10 protein-coding genes are annotated in these 15,758 nt (G+C 53.2%); all 10 read right to left on the reverse strand.

Annotated features, from left to right (window positions below; translation table 11 throughout):
* Positions 1 to 74: 74 nt before the first annotated feature.
* Complete coding sequence (locus tag HMY34_RS09375) at positions 75 to 2,579, reverse strand: glycogen/starch/alpha-glucan phosphorylase (RefSeq protein WP_202718976.1); 2,505 nt, start codon at positions 2,577 to 2,579, stop codon at positions 75 to 77.
* A complete protein-coding gene (glgA, locus tag HMY34_RS09380) occupies positions 2,576 to 4,018 on the reverse strand; it encodes a glycogen synthase GlgA (RefSeq protein WP_202718977.1) in 1,443 nt (480 codons plus the stop codon). The genes HMY34_RS09375 and glgA overlap by 4 nt, the downstream gene beginning before the upstream one ends.
* Entirely contained in the window at positions 4,019 to 6,214 is a 2,196-nt protein-coding gene (glgB, locus tag HMY34_RS09385) for a 1,4-alpha-glucan branching protein GlgB (RefSeq protein ID WP_228288027.1), read from the reverse strand. It abuts the gene before it with no gap.
* Complete coding sequence (gene malQ / locus HMY34_RS09390; RefSeq protein ID WP_202718978.1) at positions 6,135 to 7,529, reverse strand: 4-alpha-glucanotransferase; 1,395 nt, start codon at positions 7,527 to 7,529, stop codon at positions 6,135 to 6,137. Before malQ ends, glgB begins: the two co-directional genes overlap by 80 nt.
* Positions 7,529 to 9,250 (reverse strand): glycoside hydrolase family 57 protein, encoded by a 1,722-nt coding sequence (locus tag HMY34_RS09395; protein ID WP_202718979.1) that lies wholly within the window; start codon positions 9,248 to 9,250, stop codon positions 7,529 to 7,531. Before HMY34_RS09395 ends, malQ begins: the two co-directional genes overlap by 1 nt.
* On the reverse strand, positions 9,232 to 10,560 hold the full coding sequence (gene glgC / locus HMY34_RS09400) for a glucose-1-phosphate adenylyltransferase (RefSeq protein WP_202718980.1): 1,329 nt from the start codon (positions 10,558 to 10,560) through the stop codon (positions 9,232 to 9,234). Before glgC ends, HMY34_RS09395 begins: the two co-directional genes overlap by 19 nt.
* On the reverse strand, positions 10,557 to 11,555 hold the full coding sequence (gene glk, locus HMY34_RS09405) for a glucokinase (RefSeq protein ID WP_202718981.1): 999 nt from the start codon (positions 11,553 to 11,555) through the stop codon (positions 10,557 to 10,559). The genes glgC and glk overlap by 4 nt, the downstream gene beginning before the upstream one ends.
* 106 nt (positions 11,556 to 11,661) lie before the next feature.
* Complete coding sequence (gene pgi, locus HMY34_RS09410; protein WP_202718982.1) at positions 11,662 to 13,317, reverse strand: glucose-6-phosphate isomerase; 1,656 nt, start codon at positions 13,315 to 13,317, stop codon at positions 11,662 to 11,664.
* A 168-nt stretch (positions 13,318 to 13,485) separates the two neighbouring features.
* Entirely contained in the window at positions 13,486 to 14,133 is a 648-nt protein-coding gene (locus HMY34_RS20170) for a GspH/FimT family pseudopilin (RefSeq protein WP_228288028.1), read from the reverse strand.
* Between the two features lie 163 nt (positions 14,134 to 14,296).
* The gene (locus HMY34_RS09420; RefSeq protein WP_202718983.1) at positions 14,297 to 15,748 is read right to left on the reverse strand and encodes a TrkH family potassium uptake protein; all 1,452 of its coding nucleotides are present in this window, start codon (positions 15,746 to 15,748) and stop codon (positions 14,297 to 14,299) included.
* Positions 15,749 to 15,758: the final 10 nt, after the last annotated feature.

The raw sequence follows: 15,758 nt of genomic DNA on the forward strand, positions 1-15,758 counted from the left end.
CACGATTCAATAGTTATCACTACTGAATCGTGGATTTTTGAGGAGATATAACTTGTGATAACGTGATAAGTGAATTAATCCCCGTTGCCATTCCCCGGCTTCAGCTTCCAAATCTCGCGGTTATATTCCGCCATCGTGCGGTCAGTGGAGAAGAACCCACTGCTCGCCGTATTCAGAATACTCATGCGCGTCCAATGCTCCTGATCTTGCCAGGCCACCGATACCTGTTCCTGCGCATTCACGTAGCTGCGGAAATCCGCCAGCGTCATCCACGGGTCGTGCGGGCTGAGCAACGCATCCAATACCATATCGAAAATGCCCGGTTCGGTCATATTGAAGTGACCACAGCGAATCAGCTCAATCACCCCGCGCAAATCCTCATCCTGCTCGACGTAATGCCAAGGACGATAACAATGGCGCAATTCATCCACATCATCCGCCCGCAAACCGAACAGGAAGAAGTTCGGTTCGCCAACCGCTTCCAGAATTTCGATATTCGCGCCGTCATACGTACCGATGGTCAATGCGCCGTTCATCATGAACTTCATATTGCCCGTGCCGGACGCTTCCTTGCCTGCGGTAGAAATTTGTTCGGATAAATTCGCGGCAGGCGCAATAATCTCCATGCTCGACACCCGATAGTTGGGGATGAAGGCAACTTTCAAACGCCCGTCCACATCAGGGTCGTTATTGACCACTTCCGCCACGCTGTTGATGAGCTTGATAATGCGCTTTGCCATCGCGTAACCGGGTGCGGCTTTCCCACCGATCAACACGCAGCGATCCGCCCAATGATCCAGCTTGCCGAGTTTGATACGGCGATACAAATGCACCACATGCAGCAGATTCAGTAACTGGCGTTTGTATTCGTGAATCCGTTTCACTTGCACATCGAACAAGGCATTCGGGTTGAAATCAACCCCGCATTCCTTTTTCACCAATGCGGCTAAGCGCTGCTTGTTGGCGTATTTCACCGCCTGCCATTGCGCATGAAACGCGGTGTATTCGGGGGCTGCCAGCGGTTTGAGTTTCTCCAATTGGCTCAAATCGCGCACCCAGTCTTTACCAATGTGCTCGCTGATTAACGCGGTCATGCCGGGGTTGGCGTGCGCCACCCAACGCCGTGGGGTTACGCCATTGGTTTTGTTGTTGAATTTGTCCGGCCAGAGTTCATAGAAATCGTGGAACAAGCCATCCACCAGCAATTGCGAATGCAACGCCGCCACGCCATTCACCGAGAAACTGCCCACAATCGCCAGCCACGCCATGCGCACTTGTTGCGAACCACCCTCTTCGATGATCGACATACGGCGCTGACGTTCGGTATCACCCGGCCATTTCATCGCGACTTGACGCAAGAAGCGTGCATTGATTTCGTAGATAATTTCCAGTAAACGTGGCAACAGTTTGGCGAACAAATGCACTGCCCAACGTTCCAAAGCTTCCGGCAGCAAGGTGTGGTTGGTGTACGCCATGCAGTTAGACGTAATCGCCCAGGCTTCGTCCCAGCCCAAACCTTTGTCGTCCATCAAGATGCGCATTAATTCCGCGACCGCAATGGTCGGGTGCGTATCGTTCATCTGGAAAACGTGTTCAGCCGCGAACTTGGTGTAATCGTAATTACCCTGACGTTCCCACAAACGAATCGCGTCTTTCAAACTGGCAGAAGCGAGGAAATATTGCTGGCGTAAGCGCAATTCCTTACCGTTTTCGCTGCTGTCGTTGGGGTAGAGCACCATTGAAATGTGTTCAGCGTGGTTCTTGGCTTCGACCGCTTCGGTGTAACTGCCCGCGTTGAATTCGTCGAGGTTGAACTCATCCGTCGCTGTCGCTTTCCACAAACGCAAGGTGTTTACCGTATCGTTTTTATAACCGGAAATCGGCATATCAAACGGCACGGCGAGTACGTCATTGGTGCCAACCCAGCGCACGCGCTGCTTGCCGCTGTGATCCAAGAAATGTTCGGTGTAACCGCCAAATTGCACTTTTTGGCTGTATTCAGCGCGTTCCACTTCCCACGGGTTCGGGTCGCGCAACCAATGATCGGGGTCTTCAACTTGATAGCCTTTTTCAATGTGTTGGCGGAACATGCCGTATTCGTAGCGAATCCCGTAACCCACCACCGGCAAACCCAGCGTGGCGCAACTGTCCATAAAGCACGCGGCTAAACGCCCCAAACCGCCGTTGCCCAAGCCTGCATCCGGTTCTTGCGAGGACACTTCTTCCATCGTGGTGCAATAGTTCAACAAGGCACTTTTGGTGGGTTCGCAAATATCCAAATTCAGCAGATTATTGCCGAGCGAACGCCCGATCAAAAATTCCAGCGACATGTAGTAAGCGCGGCGGCGACCGGGTTGCAGGTATTCGCCCCACGTTTTGCGCCAGTTCACCATTAAACGGTCGCGCAAGGTGTACGCCAATGCCTGATACAAATACACCGGCTGGCAGCCTTGGAAACGCCCCAAGTGGTATGAAAGGTAACGCTGGAAATCATCGCCTAAGGTTTCCGCATCATTGGATAACGGGTCTAGCGGCACAGCGACATACGGGATGTAGTGGTGTGAAGGGTTTTCTGTCATGCGGTTGCTCCTTTGTTGTATAGCGCCAGATAGTCGGTGGCGCTGTTGTCCCATCCGAATGCATGTTTCATGCCGTTGGTCTGCAATTGCTGCCACACAGCAGGCTGATAGAAACAGTCGATTGCCCGTAAGATTGTGCCTTTCAGCACGCTGGTCAGCGGCTCGTGGAAAACGAAACCATCCACCGCATCCGTCACCGTATCCGCTAAACCGCCGGTATGCAGCACAATGGGCGGTGTGCCGTAGCGCAAGCTGTACATCTGATTTAAGCCGCACGGTTCAAAACGCGACGGCATCAGGAACATATCTGCGCCCGCTTCCAGCAAATGCGCCAACTGTTCATCATAGCCGATGAAGACGAATACACGGTCGGGGTGTTGCGCGGCAAGTTCGCGTAAGCGTTGCTCAAAATAGCCATGCCCTGCACCAATCAGCACAAAGCGAGCATCCGTCATCGCCAGCACATCGGGAATGGCGTTGATGATCAAATCCACGCCTTTTTGTTCCACCAAACGGCTGACCATGCCCAATAACGGGAATGGCAGGTGTTCCGCCGGATTTTCCACCCCAAAACGTTGCAGCAATGCCGCTTTGTTCTGACTTTTGCCCGGTTGAATGGCATCGACAGCATAATGTGCAGGCAAATACTTATCGGTTGCCGGATTCCAAATGTCGTTATCAATGCCATTGAGAATGCCGTGCAGCTTGTAACTGCGCGATTGCAGCAAGCCATCCATGCCGTAGCCAAACGCTGGCGTGCAGATTTCCCGCGCATAGGTCGGGCTAACCGTGGTGACGGCATCCGAATACACAATGCCCGCTTTCAGCATCGAAAAGCCGCCGTAAAATTCCGCGCCCTCCCCCGACCACCAATAGCTCGGCAGGTGCAAGCTGGTGAAATCGGCCTGTGAAAAATGCCCGCCGTAAGCCAGATTGTGAATGGTAAACACCCGCTGCGGGCGTTGAGGCAACATATCCAGAAACGCAGGCACTAGCCCCGTTTGCCAGTCGTGCGCATGTACCACATCCGGTGTCCAGTTCAGTTGTAGCGCATCCCGTGCCAATTCCGCCGCTGCCCGTGCAAACACGGTGTAGCGCTCGACATTATCTGCCCAATCGTAGCCATTCGGTTGCAAATACGGGTTGCCGGGGCGATCAAACAACGCGGGGCAATCCACAATCCACAGCGGGAACGGGTAATCGGGGTGCTGGCTTTCCAGAATCCGCACCGTGTGTAGTTGCCCAGCACCTTGCAATTCCAGCCAACCCAGAATCCGCACGCCCCGCAATTTACGCAAGACATCGCGGTAGCCGGGTAACAACAGCCGCACATCCACCTCGGCTTTGTGCAAGGCCACTGGCAAACTGTACGCAACATCCCCCAGCCCGCCCGTTTTTACCAAGGGGTAGGCTTCACTCGCAACAAACAGTAGTTTCATTCAGCACGCTTGTAAAAATAACGCCGCCAGTGGCGGCAGGGTGACTTCGACCGAATGCTCAAACCCCATCCATGCATGAGGTTGCACCGGAATCATGCCCGCATTGCCGCAATTGCTCCCGCCGTAATATTCCGAATCGGTATTCAGCACTTCGCGGTAGTGACCAGCAGCGGGAACCCCAATACGGTAAGCGTAACGGGGTACAGGGGTAAAGTTTAGCAATATAATCAACTTATCGTCGGGGTTTTCACCGTGACGAATCAAGCTCAACACCGACTGATCGGAATCGTGGCAATCAATCCATTGGAAACCGCGCCCGTCAAAATCGTAGTGGTGTAACGCAGGCAAATCACGGTACAGGCGGTTCAAATCGCGCAATACGTGGCGAATGCTGTCATGCGCCGGGAAGTTGCATAACGCCCAATCCAGCTCTTTTTTCACGTTCCATTCTGCCCACTGCCCAAATTCACTGCCCATGAACAGCAGCTTTTTGCCGGGGTGCGCGTAGTGCCACGCATAAAACAAGCGCAAATTCGCAAAGGCTTGCCAGTAATCGCCGGGCATTTTATCCAACATGCTGTGCTTCAAATGCACCACTTCGTCGTGTGAAAGCGGCAGCACAAAGTTTTCCGAATACGCATAAATCTGGCTAAACGTCAGTAAGTTATGGTGGTATTTGCGGTGAACCGGGTTCTGCTCAATGTACTTGAGGTTGTCGTTCATCCAACCCATGTTCCATTTCATGCTGAAACCCAAACCACCGATTTCCACGGGGCGCGATACCGCAGGCCACGAGGTAGATTCTTCCGCAATCGTCAACACACCGGGGAAATAGCCATGCACCACGGTATTCATTTCGCGCAAAAACGCAATCGCCTCAATGTTTTCACGCCCACCGTACTGATTCGGCAACCATTCACCTGCTTTGCGCGAATAGTCCAAATACAACATTGAAGCAACCGCATCCACCCGCAAGCCGTCGATATGGAATTCATCAATCCAGTACAGCGCATTGGAAATCAGGAAGTTTTTCACCTCATTGCGCCCGAAATCGAAAATCAGCGTGCCCCAATCCTGATGTTCACCCCGCCGAGGGTCAGCGTGTTCGTAAAGCGGTTCGCCGGTAAATTTTGCCAGCGCGAAATCATCTTTGGGAAAATGCGCCGGAACCCAATCCAGCAATACGCCAATCCCTGCCACGTGACAGGCATCCACAAACGCGCGGAAGTCATCCGGCGTGCCGTAACGCGCAGTGGGCGCATAATAACCCGACACCTGATAGCCCCACGATTCATCGAGCGGGTGTTCCGCCACCGGCATTAATTCGATGTGGGTGTAATTCAAGTCGGTGACGTAAGGAATCAGCGTTGCGGTGAGTTCTGCCCACGAATAAAAACGCCCGTCCGGGTGTTTGCGCCATGAACCGGGGTGCAATTCGTACACGCTCATCGGTTGATGTTGCCAATCGAACTGTTCGCGGGCGGCAATCCACGCGCTGTCTTGCCAAGGATGCGGCACATCATTGGGAACGCGGGAAGTGGTTTCGGGGCGCATGAACATTTGCTGCGCATACGGGTCGGTTTTGACCACGATGGCATCGTGACGGTTGAGAATTTCGTATTTGTACGAGGTGCCGACCGCAATGCCGGGGATGAAAATTTCCCACACGCCGGTTTCACCACGCACCCGCATCGGGTGTCTGCGCCCATCCCACGCATTGAAATCGCCGATTACGCTGACGCGCTTGACTGCTGGTGCCCACACCGCAAACAGCGTGCCTGCAATGCCGTCAACGCTAGTGGCGTGTGAACCGAGGACTTTCCAAGCGTGGTGATGGCGACCTTGACCAAGGAGATGCAAATCAAGGTCGCCCACCTGTGGAGGAAACGTATAGGGACAGACGGCATCGTGCCAGTTGCCTGCTTGTTTATCCTGCCAGCGTAGGGCGGGGTGCGAAGGAGCAGCGTCGGTCGGAGAGGGTAGCTTCGCTTCAAAACAATCAGTACCTTCCAGGCGTGTCATCAATCCATGCCCGACGACTTCAACCGCTTCAGCGGCAGGCATGAAAGTACGCAGCACCCGGTTGCCATCCGGTAGCGGATGCCATCCCAGCCAGTCAAACGGATCGTGATGTGTGCCTTGTTGTATCCGAATCAAGTTCTCGTTCATCTCGCTGGTGTCCCTGTAGTTTTTCATGCAATTGCGATGCCAGAGTATCCGGTATGTCTGACCAGTCGAAGCGCCATGCCCAATTACCTTCCACCGTACCGGGAGTATTCATGCGGGCAGCGCTACCTAAATGCAGCAAATCTTGTAATGGAATCATGGCTAACAATGCGCTGCTGGCGAAAATCGTATCCAGCATGGTATCTGTTACCTGTGAGGCATCCTCAACGCCCAACACCTGCATAACGTGTTGCTGGGCTTCCTCACTTAAGCTGGTAAACCAACCCTGCAAGGTATCGTTATCGTGTGTCCCCGTATAATACACCGTGTTAGCGCGTACATTGTGGGGTTTGTGTGGATTATCCTCAAAGTGGTCGAAGCCAAATTGCAGCACACTCATGCCCGGTAAGTCGTATTTGTCGCGCAGTTCGGTGACATCGGGGGTAATGACCCCCAAATCTTCGGCGACTAACGGGATATTCCCCAATGCCGCTTGCAAGCTGGCAAGCATGGCGTCACCGGGAACTTCCTGCCAATAGCCATTGATCGCGGTCGGCTCGGTTGCCGGAATCATCCAGCTTGCCGCTAAACCCCGGAAGTGATCCAAGCGTACCAAATCGAAAAATTCAAAGTGATACAGCAAGCGTTGTTGCCACCATTGGAAGTTTTCCGCCTGCATATTTTCCCAATGATAGTGCGGATTGCCCCAACGCTGCCCTGTTTCGGAGAAATAGTCGGGCGGCACGCCGGTCACTAAGGTTGGCGTACCGGTATCATCCAGCAGGAAGCGCTGCGGGTTTGCCCACACATCCGCGCTGTCGTAAGCGACGAAAATGGGCATGTCACCGAACAGGGCAACACCGCGCTCGGTGGCATAAGTGCGCAAGGCTTGCCATTGCAACCAGCAGGAATATTGCTCGTGGATAATGGCGGCGAGGGCTTCGGCGTGTTCGCCGCGTGCCGTGAACAGCGTTTGGGGATCACGGCTGCGGAAGGCGGGCGGCCATGCAGCCCATTCCTTGCCATCGAACTGCTGTTTTAGCACCATGAACAGGGCGTAGTCTTCGACCCAGTGTTTTTGGTTGGCGTACCAAGCGTCGAAAGAAGCGGCGGGGTTAAGAGGGGTTTCTTCAAACAACCCCGGATTTACGGCGAATGCTGACGCACATTGATACGGCGACAACCCCGCCAGCGGCACACCCAGCGGCAACATTTGCCAGACCTTAAAGCCTGCATCCGCCAGCCAATCCACCCAGCGGTACGCATCTGCATCCAATTTACCGCTCGGCAAAGAAGTCGGGTGCAGCAATACGCCCGCCGCCCGCCCAATCGTTTGTATCCCCATCAAGTATTCCTACGCATCGTGCCCGCATTTTCAGCGCCTGCACCACCTTGTGACATCGGTTTATCCAAATACGCGGGCGCATCCACACCCAACATTTCATACAGTTTGCTCAATTGCTGGCGGAATAGTCGCTCGAAATCGCGCACGCTATCCGCCGGATTGTAATCCCCAAACCACCAGAACCAGTCCGACCCTTCGCAAATCCCCAACTGACGGCTGGCGAGTGCTTGCTGTTGGGTATCGAGCGTACCCGCTGCCATTACCGCATCGAAGGCGACTTTGGCAGCAGCAAGGTAATCCCACCCCCGGTTTTTATCGGGCGAACCAATCCACGTCGAGAACGAGCCATACACCCAACTGCCCGCACAAATCGCAGGCAAGGTGCGGGTCGGCAAGTTACTGGCTTCCGCAAACGTCACCATCTTGATTTGGTCAGAATTGCTGAGCGCGGCATACAGCGCATCCAAGAAATATGCTCCGTTTTGCGGGTAATATTCCCACGCATTTTCGCCATCCAAAATGATCGACACCACTTGATTGGAGGCATTGTGATTCAGAAATACCGCAATGTTTTCCAAGTGTTGCACGAAATCCGCCACCGCATCGCGGGCGTGCCAAGTGCTGTATTTAAAGCCGATCAAATCCGACAAGCCATCATCGCGGAAGAACACGCGCACCTTGCTATCCACTTGCTGATACGGCATGAACAGGCTGCGTTTGCTGTGTTCGTCTTCGCCATCGTAACCGGATAAACGGCAACTGTTGCGCCACACGCCCTCACCGGAGGCCGTCCAGCGAATTCCCAGCTCATCCAACAGGCTTACCGCGTCTTCGCTAATCCCACCTTCGGAGAGCCACACGCCTTGCGGTTTCATGCCGAAATAGCGTTGGAAAACGTCGATACCTTGCTGCAAATGCCAGCGTGACCGCGCTTCGCCATCCGGGTAATGCGTGGTTTGCGGCATGGGCGCATCCGGCAAGGAACAGCGCAGATTATTGAAATCATTCAGCAAAGGCACAATCGGGTGCATGTACGGCGTCATCGACAATTCTACCCGTCCCGCTTCCGCCAGCTTGCGATAGCGCGGAATCAGGTTTGCCAGACAATCGCGGATGACACCCAGCAAATCGCGCCGATCCGCCGCGCTGAACTCGCTGCCCTGCTGCAACAAACGTTGCACAATCGGCAAGTCTTGCAACGACTGCCCCAACCACGCCAAGTGATACCAGGTCAGCAAATCCAAAAAGTATTGATCGCTCAAATACACCAAGGAGCAACGAAAATGCTTGCTGCCAACCCCCGATTCATCGGTAGCACCAATCATCTTGAACAAGCGCTGAAATGGCGCGTGTGTATGAATCATGGTCGGCGCATGGCAACGCTGGCATTCGGCAATCAATTCAGCACGCGCCGCCGTATCCGCAGGCACAGGTTCAACCCCTGCCAACAGATTCAGCAACTTATCCTGTATCGGTGCACCCTTACTGAGGAACGCGCTTAATTGCTGGGCGTAATCGTCGATTTGCTCCAGCAAAACCGGGGCAAAGTTGACCACACTGCGCATTCGGCTGTGTTTTTCCAGATGCGCCGCCATGTCGCTATAGTCTTTGATGCCATGCAAATACACCCACGGCAGGCGGTATTCACCGTCCAACCCGTTGCGATACCACGGCTGGTGCATGTGCCAGCAGAGCACAACATTTAACTGGCCATTCGCCATAATACATCCTTATCGCCTGTGCGTAGTTTCTGCCCCATCATTTCGGCTGTGACCAGCACGATACCTTCGGGGGTGACATGGAAACGTTTGCGGTCGAGTTCGAGGTCTTCCCCGATAATCGTACCGTCGGGAATCACCGTGCCTTTGTCGATAATGGCTTTGGTAATCCGGCAATTTTCCCCAATGCTCACCTTGGGTAAAATCACGCTATCACGCACATGGCTGTATTTGCCAATCGTGGTAGCAAAAAACACCAACGAGCGTTTGACCCTTGCACCGGAAAGAATGCAACCGGCTGAAATCAATGAATCAATGGCCTCACCCCGGCAACCTTCATCATCGAAAATGAATTTAGCGGGTGGATATTGTGCTTGGTAAGTCCACACCGGCCAGTCACGGTCGTACAAATTCAGTTCAGGTTCAACGGCACACTGTTCCATATTGGCTTGCCAATAAGAATACAACGTTCCCACGTCACGCCAGTAGCCAGGGTCGCCGTTTTCCTTGCGGAAAGGGTAAGCCATTGCCTTCGCGCTGTGGATGTTGGCAGGAATAATGTCCTTGCCAAAATCCCGCGACGAATGCGTTTTCGCGGCATCTTCATACAGCACTTTGTAGAGGAAATCGCGCGAAAAGATATAAATCCCCATCGACGCCAACGCCATGCCCGGCTTACCCGCAATTTCTTGCGGATGCTCAGGCTTTTCCGTGAATTCGGTAATGCGCAATTGCTCATCGACCGACATCACCCCAAAACCCTTGGCTTCTTCGACCGGCACTTCAATACAACCCACGGTGAAATCAGCGTGATTATCGTAGTGGTGCTTCAACATGCGCGAATAATCCATCGTATAAATATGGTCGCCGCCCAATACCAACACGTAATCCGGGTCATGGCGTTGCACAATGTCGAGATTCTGGAACAGCGCATCGGCTGTCCCCTGATACCATTCCTTTTTGCTGGTGCGTTGTTGCGCGGGGAGAATTTCGACGAATTCGCCGATTTCCGCCCGCATAAACCCCCAAGCACGTTGCAAATGGCGAATCATGGAATGCGATTTGTATTGCGTCAGCACCCCAACCCGCCGAATGCCCGAATTCACGCAATTGGACAGCGCAAAGTCGATAATGCGGTATTTGCCACCGAATGGCACAGCCGGTTTTGCTCGCCACATGGTCAGGTCTTTTAAACGCGACCCTTCACCACCCGCCAACACCAGCGCTAAGGTTTTGCGGGTCAATTCCGTGACCATCTTCGGCTCAGTGTAATACCGGTACAGCTTCGCCTGTTGATCTTTATCCAGTGTCATGATGTTTTCCTATGGTGCAATGCAGCCGCCAGCGCCCCTTGTAAGCCGAGCCGCGTATTGGTAATTAAGTAAATCGGCATTTGCTGAACCAAGCCAGCCATTCTGCCTTTGTCAAAACAAGCCGCCAAAAACCGGGGTGTCTGTAACCAAGTTTGGATACGCGCAGAAATCCCACCCGCCAAATACAAACCGCCGCGTGGCTGGTAGAGCAGCGCCACATTACCGACCCAGTTAGCGTAAATATCGGTAAACAATTCCATTGCCGCCAGCGCGATCGGGTCTCCCGCTTGGGCAGCGCTATTCACTTCCGCCCCACCGCGTTCACGCAACTCATCTGGCAAACTGCCCGTCATATCGTGCAAACAAAACTGGTAGACCTGATTTACGCCGAGGCCAGACAAGACCCGTTCCCACGACACATGGCTGAAGCGTTCCCGCATAAATGCCAGCAAGCGTTCTTGCTGCGCATTCGCTGGCGCAAAATCGGTATGCCCGCCTTCGGTCGCAAAACTCTGGTAATGCCCATTGGCATCCGCTTGCATCCACGCCAACCCCAAGCCCGTCCCCGCGCCCGTAATCACACGCGGTTCCCCGTTCCCTGAGCGTAGCCGAAGGGAATCCCCCGCATTCAACACCACATAATCGTCCGCCGTTAGCGTGGCAACACCTGCCGCCGCCGCTTGGAAATCGTTCATAAAAAACAGTTGTGGGGTATTCAGCAAGGCTTGCAGCGCGGCATGTTCCAGCGTCCAATCCAGATTGGTGAGGCGAATCGGTTGACCGGCTTGCACCGGCCCCGGCAAGGCTAAACAGACAGCATCCGGGGCAAGCGTTTGCTGCGCATCCGCGAGGAATTGCTGCAACAACGCTTCGGCACTGACAAATTCGCCACTGGCATACACATGCTCGAAGCACACCGTGGTAGCCTGCGCATCGGCTTGCACCCATGCCAGCCAGCTTTTTGTACCGCCAATATCACCAGCAATTACATTCATCGACGACCCTGTGGTTACGTGTGCGTTTTTGGGTTATGGCTTGTTATGCCTTGATCCTAGCAGGCGTGGACACGCCATGCGCTGCTACAGGTCAAGGTATGCGCGTTTATATTGCCCGTTGTTGCCGATAGCGATTAATTAAACCATTGGTGGAAGCGTCATGCGCGGTCACGGGTTCGGCTGCATTCAATTCGGGCTGGATGCATTTCGCCAATTGTTTCCCCAACTCGACACCCCACTGATCGTAGGAGTTCAGATTCCAGACAATGCCTTGCACAAAAATTTTGTGTTCGTACAACGCAATCAACATGCCTAAGGTATGCGGGGTGAGGGCTGTCAGCAATAAAGCATTACTAGGGTGATTGCCAGCAAACACTTTGGGCGCATGAGGCGGCGTTACGCCACTGTCGCGGGTTTCTTGCAAAGTACGCCCCCGCATTAGCGCTTCGGTTTGCGCCAAAAAGTTTGCCATCAGAATATCGTGCTGCGCGTGCAAATCGGTCGGTGGCGTGACCGAAATAATGAAATCAGCCGGAATCAGGCGTGTGCCTTGGTGAATCAGTTGGTAGAACGCATGTTGCCCGTTAATGCCACTCGTCCCCCAAATAATCGGCCCGGTGGCATAATCCACGGCGTTGCCATCACGATCGACCGATTTGCCATTGCTTTCCATATCGGCTTGCTGCAAATACAAGGGCAAACTGCGCAAGTAATGGTCGTAAGGCAGGATAACTTGCGATTCTGCCCCAAAATAATTGCTGTACCACACGCCCAATAGCGCGAGGATTACTGGCATATTGCGCTCCAACGGTGCATCACGGAAATGCTGATCCATGGCATGTGCGCCATCCAGCAAGGCAATGAAATTTTCCGCCCCGACTGCCAACACCACCGAAAGCCCAATCGCTGACCACAACGAATAGCGCCCCCCGACCCAATCCCAGAAGCCGAACATATTCTCAGGATCAATCCCAAACCCCATCACCGCTTCCCGATTAGTGGAAACCGCCACGAAATGCTTGGCAATGTGCGCGTCATCCTTGGCGTGTTGCAAAAACCAGTGCCGCGCGTGATGCGCATTGGTCATGGTTTCTTGGGTGGTAAAGGTTTTCGAGGCGACGATGAACAGCGTGGTTTCGGGATCAAGACTTTCGAGCTTTTCGACAATGTGTGCGCCGTCAACGTTAGACACGTAATGCATATTCAGGCGCGGGTGGCGATAAGCTTTCAGGGCTTGGTACACCATGTGCGGCCCCAAATCAGAACCGCCGATACCGACGTTCACCACATCCACAATCGGCTTGCCGGTGTAACCTGTCCAAGTGCCGCTGCGCACCCGTTCAGCGAAAGCGCTCATCTGGGCGATCACCGCATTCACCGCAGGCATGACATTTTCACCGTCAACCAGCACCGGCGTATTGCTGCGATTGCGTAACGCAGTGTGCAACACAGCGCGGTGCTCGGTGTTATTGATGGTGTCGCCTTGGAACATGCGTTCGCGCCAGCCTGCCACATCCGCCGTTTCAGCGAGTTGCATCAATAATTGCAAGGTCGTATCGGTAATGCGGTTTTTGGAATAGTCGAGAAAAATGTCGCCAACTTGCAGGGAAAAGTGCTCAAATCGCGCCGGGTCAGCGGCAAACAATTCACGCAAATGCACATCGCGGAGGGTTTCATAGTGCTGTTGCAGGGCGGCATGAATGGGCTGATGCAATGCTGGCGGTGAGCCAGCGTGGGATGATTGTTCCGTGGTGATGGGCATGAATTCTCCTTTTTAGTGTGACCGGCGGTATTGTTATGCAAATTCTATGCCGGAAAACTAGCACCTTGCCATGATCTAACGCAGGTTTATTGTTGTAAAGCGTATAAGATTTTCACCCAATGCAGGTGAATACGCAATGAAATTTTGCCCCAATTCAGTGCGTAGCGCTCAGCAACCACTCGTGCCTTCCTTAACTTTGCACGAACGAATACGCCCCGTCATCGGCGCAATCACTATTTTATAGCGCGGTGTTGAGCTTACCTTAAGATCAAGTTCTAACTGATCATCGCCCTCTGTTCCAAGAGTTAGCGTACCAGCGCTGGAAACTTTGCCGTTGGACTTATAGTTGATCATACGTGGGCTACTGCTGTTGCTTGTGACGACTACATTTTGAAAGTTAGGCGTACTATCCAGCAGGATCGGTTCAAACGATTCCAAATCACCGTTGCTATCGAAATTACATACTTTTGTTGCAGTGTCAGGAATGGTGTTAGTCGTATCTGGGGTGTCGGGTGATGATACGGGGTTGCAGTTTACAAACATGATCCAGCCCTTTTCAAATCCGTCCCCATCGGTATCACTGCACGCTGAGCCATCAGCGTTACGTACACACATGACTACATCATAATTGCGTTTTACTGCTTCTGCGCGGGCATAATTGAGGGTGGAAACCAGTTGGTTATTGAAGGCAGTCAGACGGTTATTTTCCATCATTTCACGCAATGACGGTGTGGCGACGGCTGCCAATATTGCCACGATGGTGACGGTGACGATGAGTTCGATGAGCGTCAAACCGCGCTGTGAGTGTTTGTTCATGAGGCATTCCCTTAGCTGTGTCTTATTGTTGGGATTCAGGGAAGAAAAGGCGTCCATGCCGTGCACGTACTTCCTTGTGGCAAACAGTATACCCAATCCACCATACCGCAACGGTGAATGTGGGATGAACGGCTATCCGCAGCAGATTAAGCGTGTTAACGAACTACTTGCGCCAGAATGCCGGGGCGAGCAAGACCAGTACCGTCATCAGCTCCAACCGCCCCATGATCATGCACAGCGACAACCACCACTTGGAAAAATCACTTAACGGCGAAAAATTCGACGATACATTGCCCAGCCCCACCCCCATATTATTGATAGTAGCCGCGACTGCTGAAAATGCCGTTACCTGATCCTGCCCATCGGCCATTAGCCCCAGCATAAACACCACAAACAGTGAAGCGTAGATGAAAAAGAACCCCCACACAGCTTTAACGATTTGCTCATCTACCACCTGCCCATTGACCTTAATCGGCATGTGCGCACGCGGATGCACCAACAAGTTAACTTCCCGAATCGCCTGCTTGAGCAACAGCAAAAACCGGATGGCTTTCATGCCACCGCCGGTTGAACCCGAACAACCGCCACTGATCACCAATAAGGTAATGAATACCGGGAGGAACGTCGGCCACACCGAATGATCCCCAATAATCAGCCCAGTACTGGTCATGATCGAGACCACATGAAAAGCCGCATAACGCAGCGCATCAAACGGATCAGGGTAAGTGTGATAAGCGAACAAAATAATCGCCACCACCACAATCGCCGCCAGCGTCAAGGCAGTATAAAAGCGAAATTCAGAATCTTCCACATAAGGTTTCAAGGTAGCGCCACGCCAAGCAATGAAATGCAGACCAAAGTTTGCCCCTGCCAGAAACATGAAAAGTACCGCAATGTAGTGGATAGTCGGGCTATCAAAAAAGGCGAGACTCAAGTCGTGGTTGCTAAACCCCCCTGTGCCTAATACCGAGAAACTGTGTCCCACCGCGTCGAACCAAGTCATACCCGCCACTCGGAACGCCAACGCACACAAAATGGTCAATACCAGATAGGTGTACCACAACAATTTAGCAGTTTCGGCAATACGCGGCTCAAGCTTGGCGTCTTTGATCGGGCCGGGCGCTTCCGCCTTGTAAATTTGCATCCCCCCAACGCCTAGCATCGGTAAAATCGCCACGGCTAACACAATGATGCCCATGCCGCCCAACCAATGCAGTTCCATGCGCCAAAACAGAATCGAACGCGGAAACGCATCCAAGCCAATAAACACCGTTGCTCCGGTTGTCGTTAGCCCAGAGGTGGTTTCAAACACCGCGTCGGTAAAGCTTGCCGAAACCGCTTCTGAAAATACAAACGGCAAAGCACCCGCTAAACTCAGCACCACCCAAAACAGGGTAACGATTAAGAAACCATCACGGGTACGCAACACCGCACGGGCGCGGCGTACCGGAAACCATAAGGCGAAACCAACCCCCAATAAAATAGCGCCTGCCCACCAAAAAGGGGATAACTCAGGGTCGCCCATCAGCCAACCGATCAAAATCGGCGGGAACATGGTGAAGCTGAACACCATCAGCAACAGGCCAAAAATTCGCAGGATGATACTGAATTGCATAATGGCGCTT

Origin of the sequence: Thiothrix subterranea (genome assembly GCF_016772315.1) — a bacterium.
GTDB lineage: Bacteria > Pseudomonadota > Gammaproteobacteria > Thiotrichales > Thiotrichaceae > Thiothrix > Thiothrix subterranea.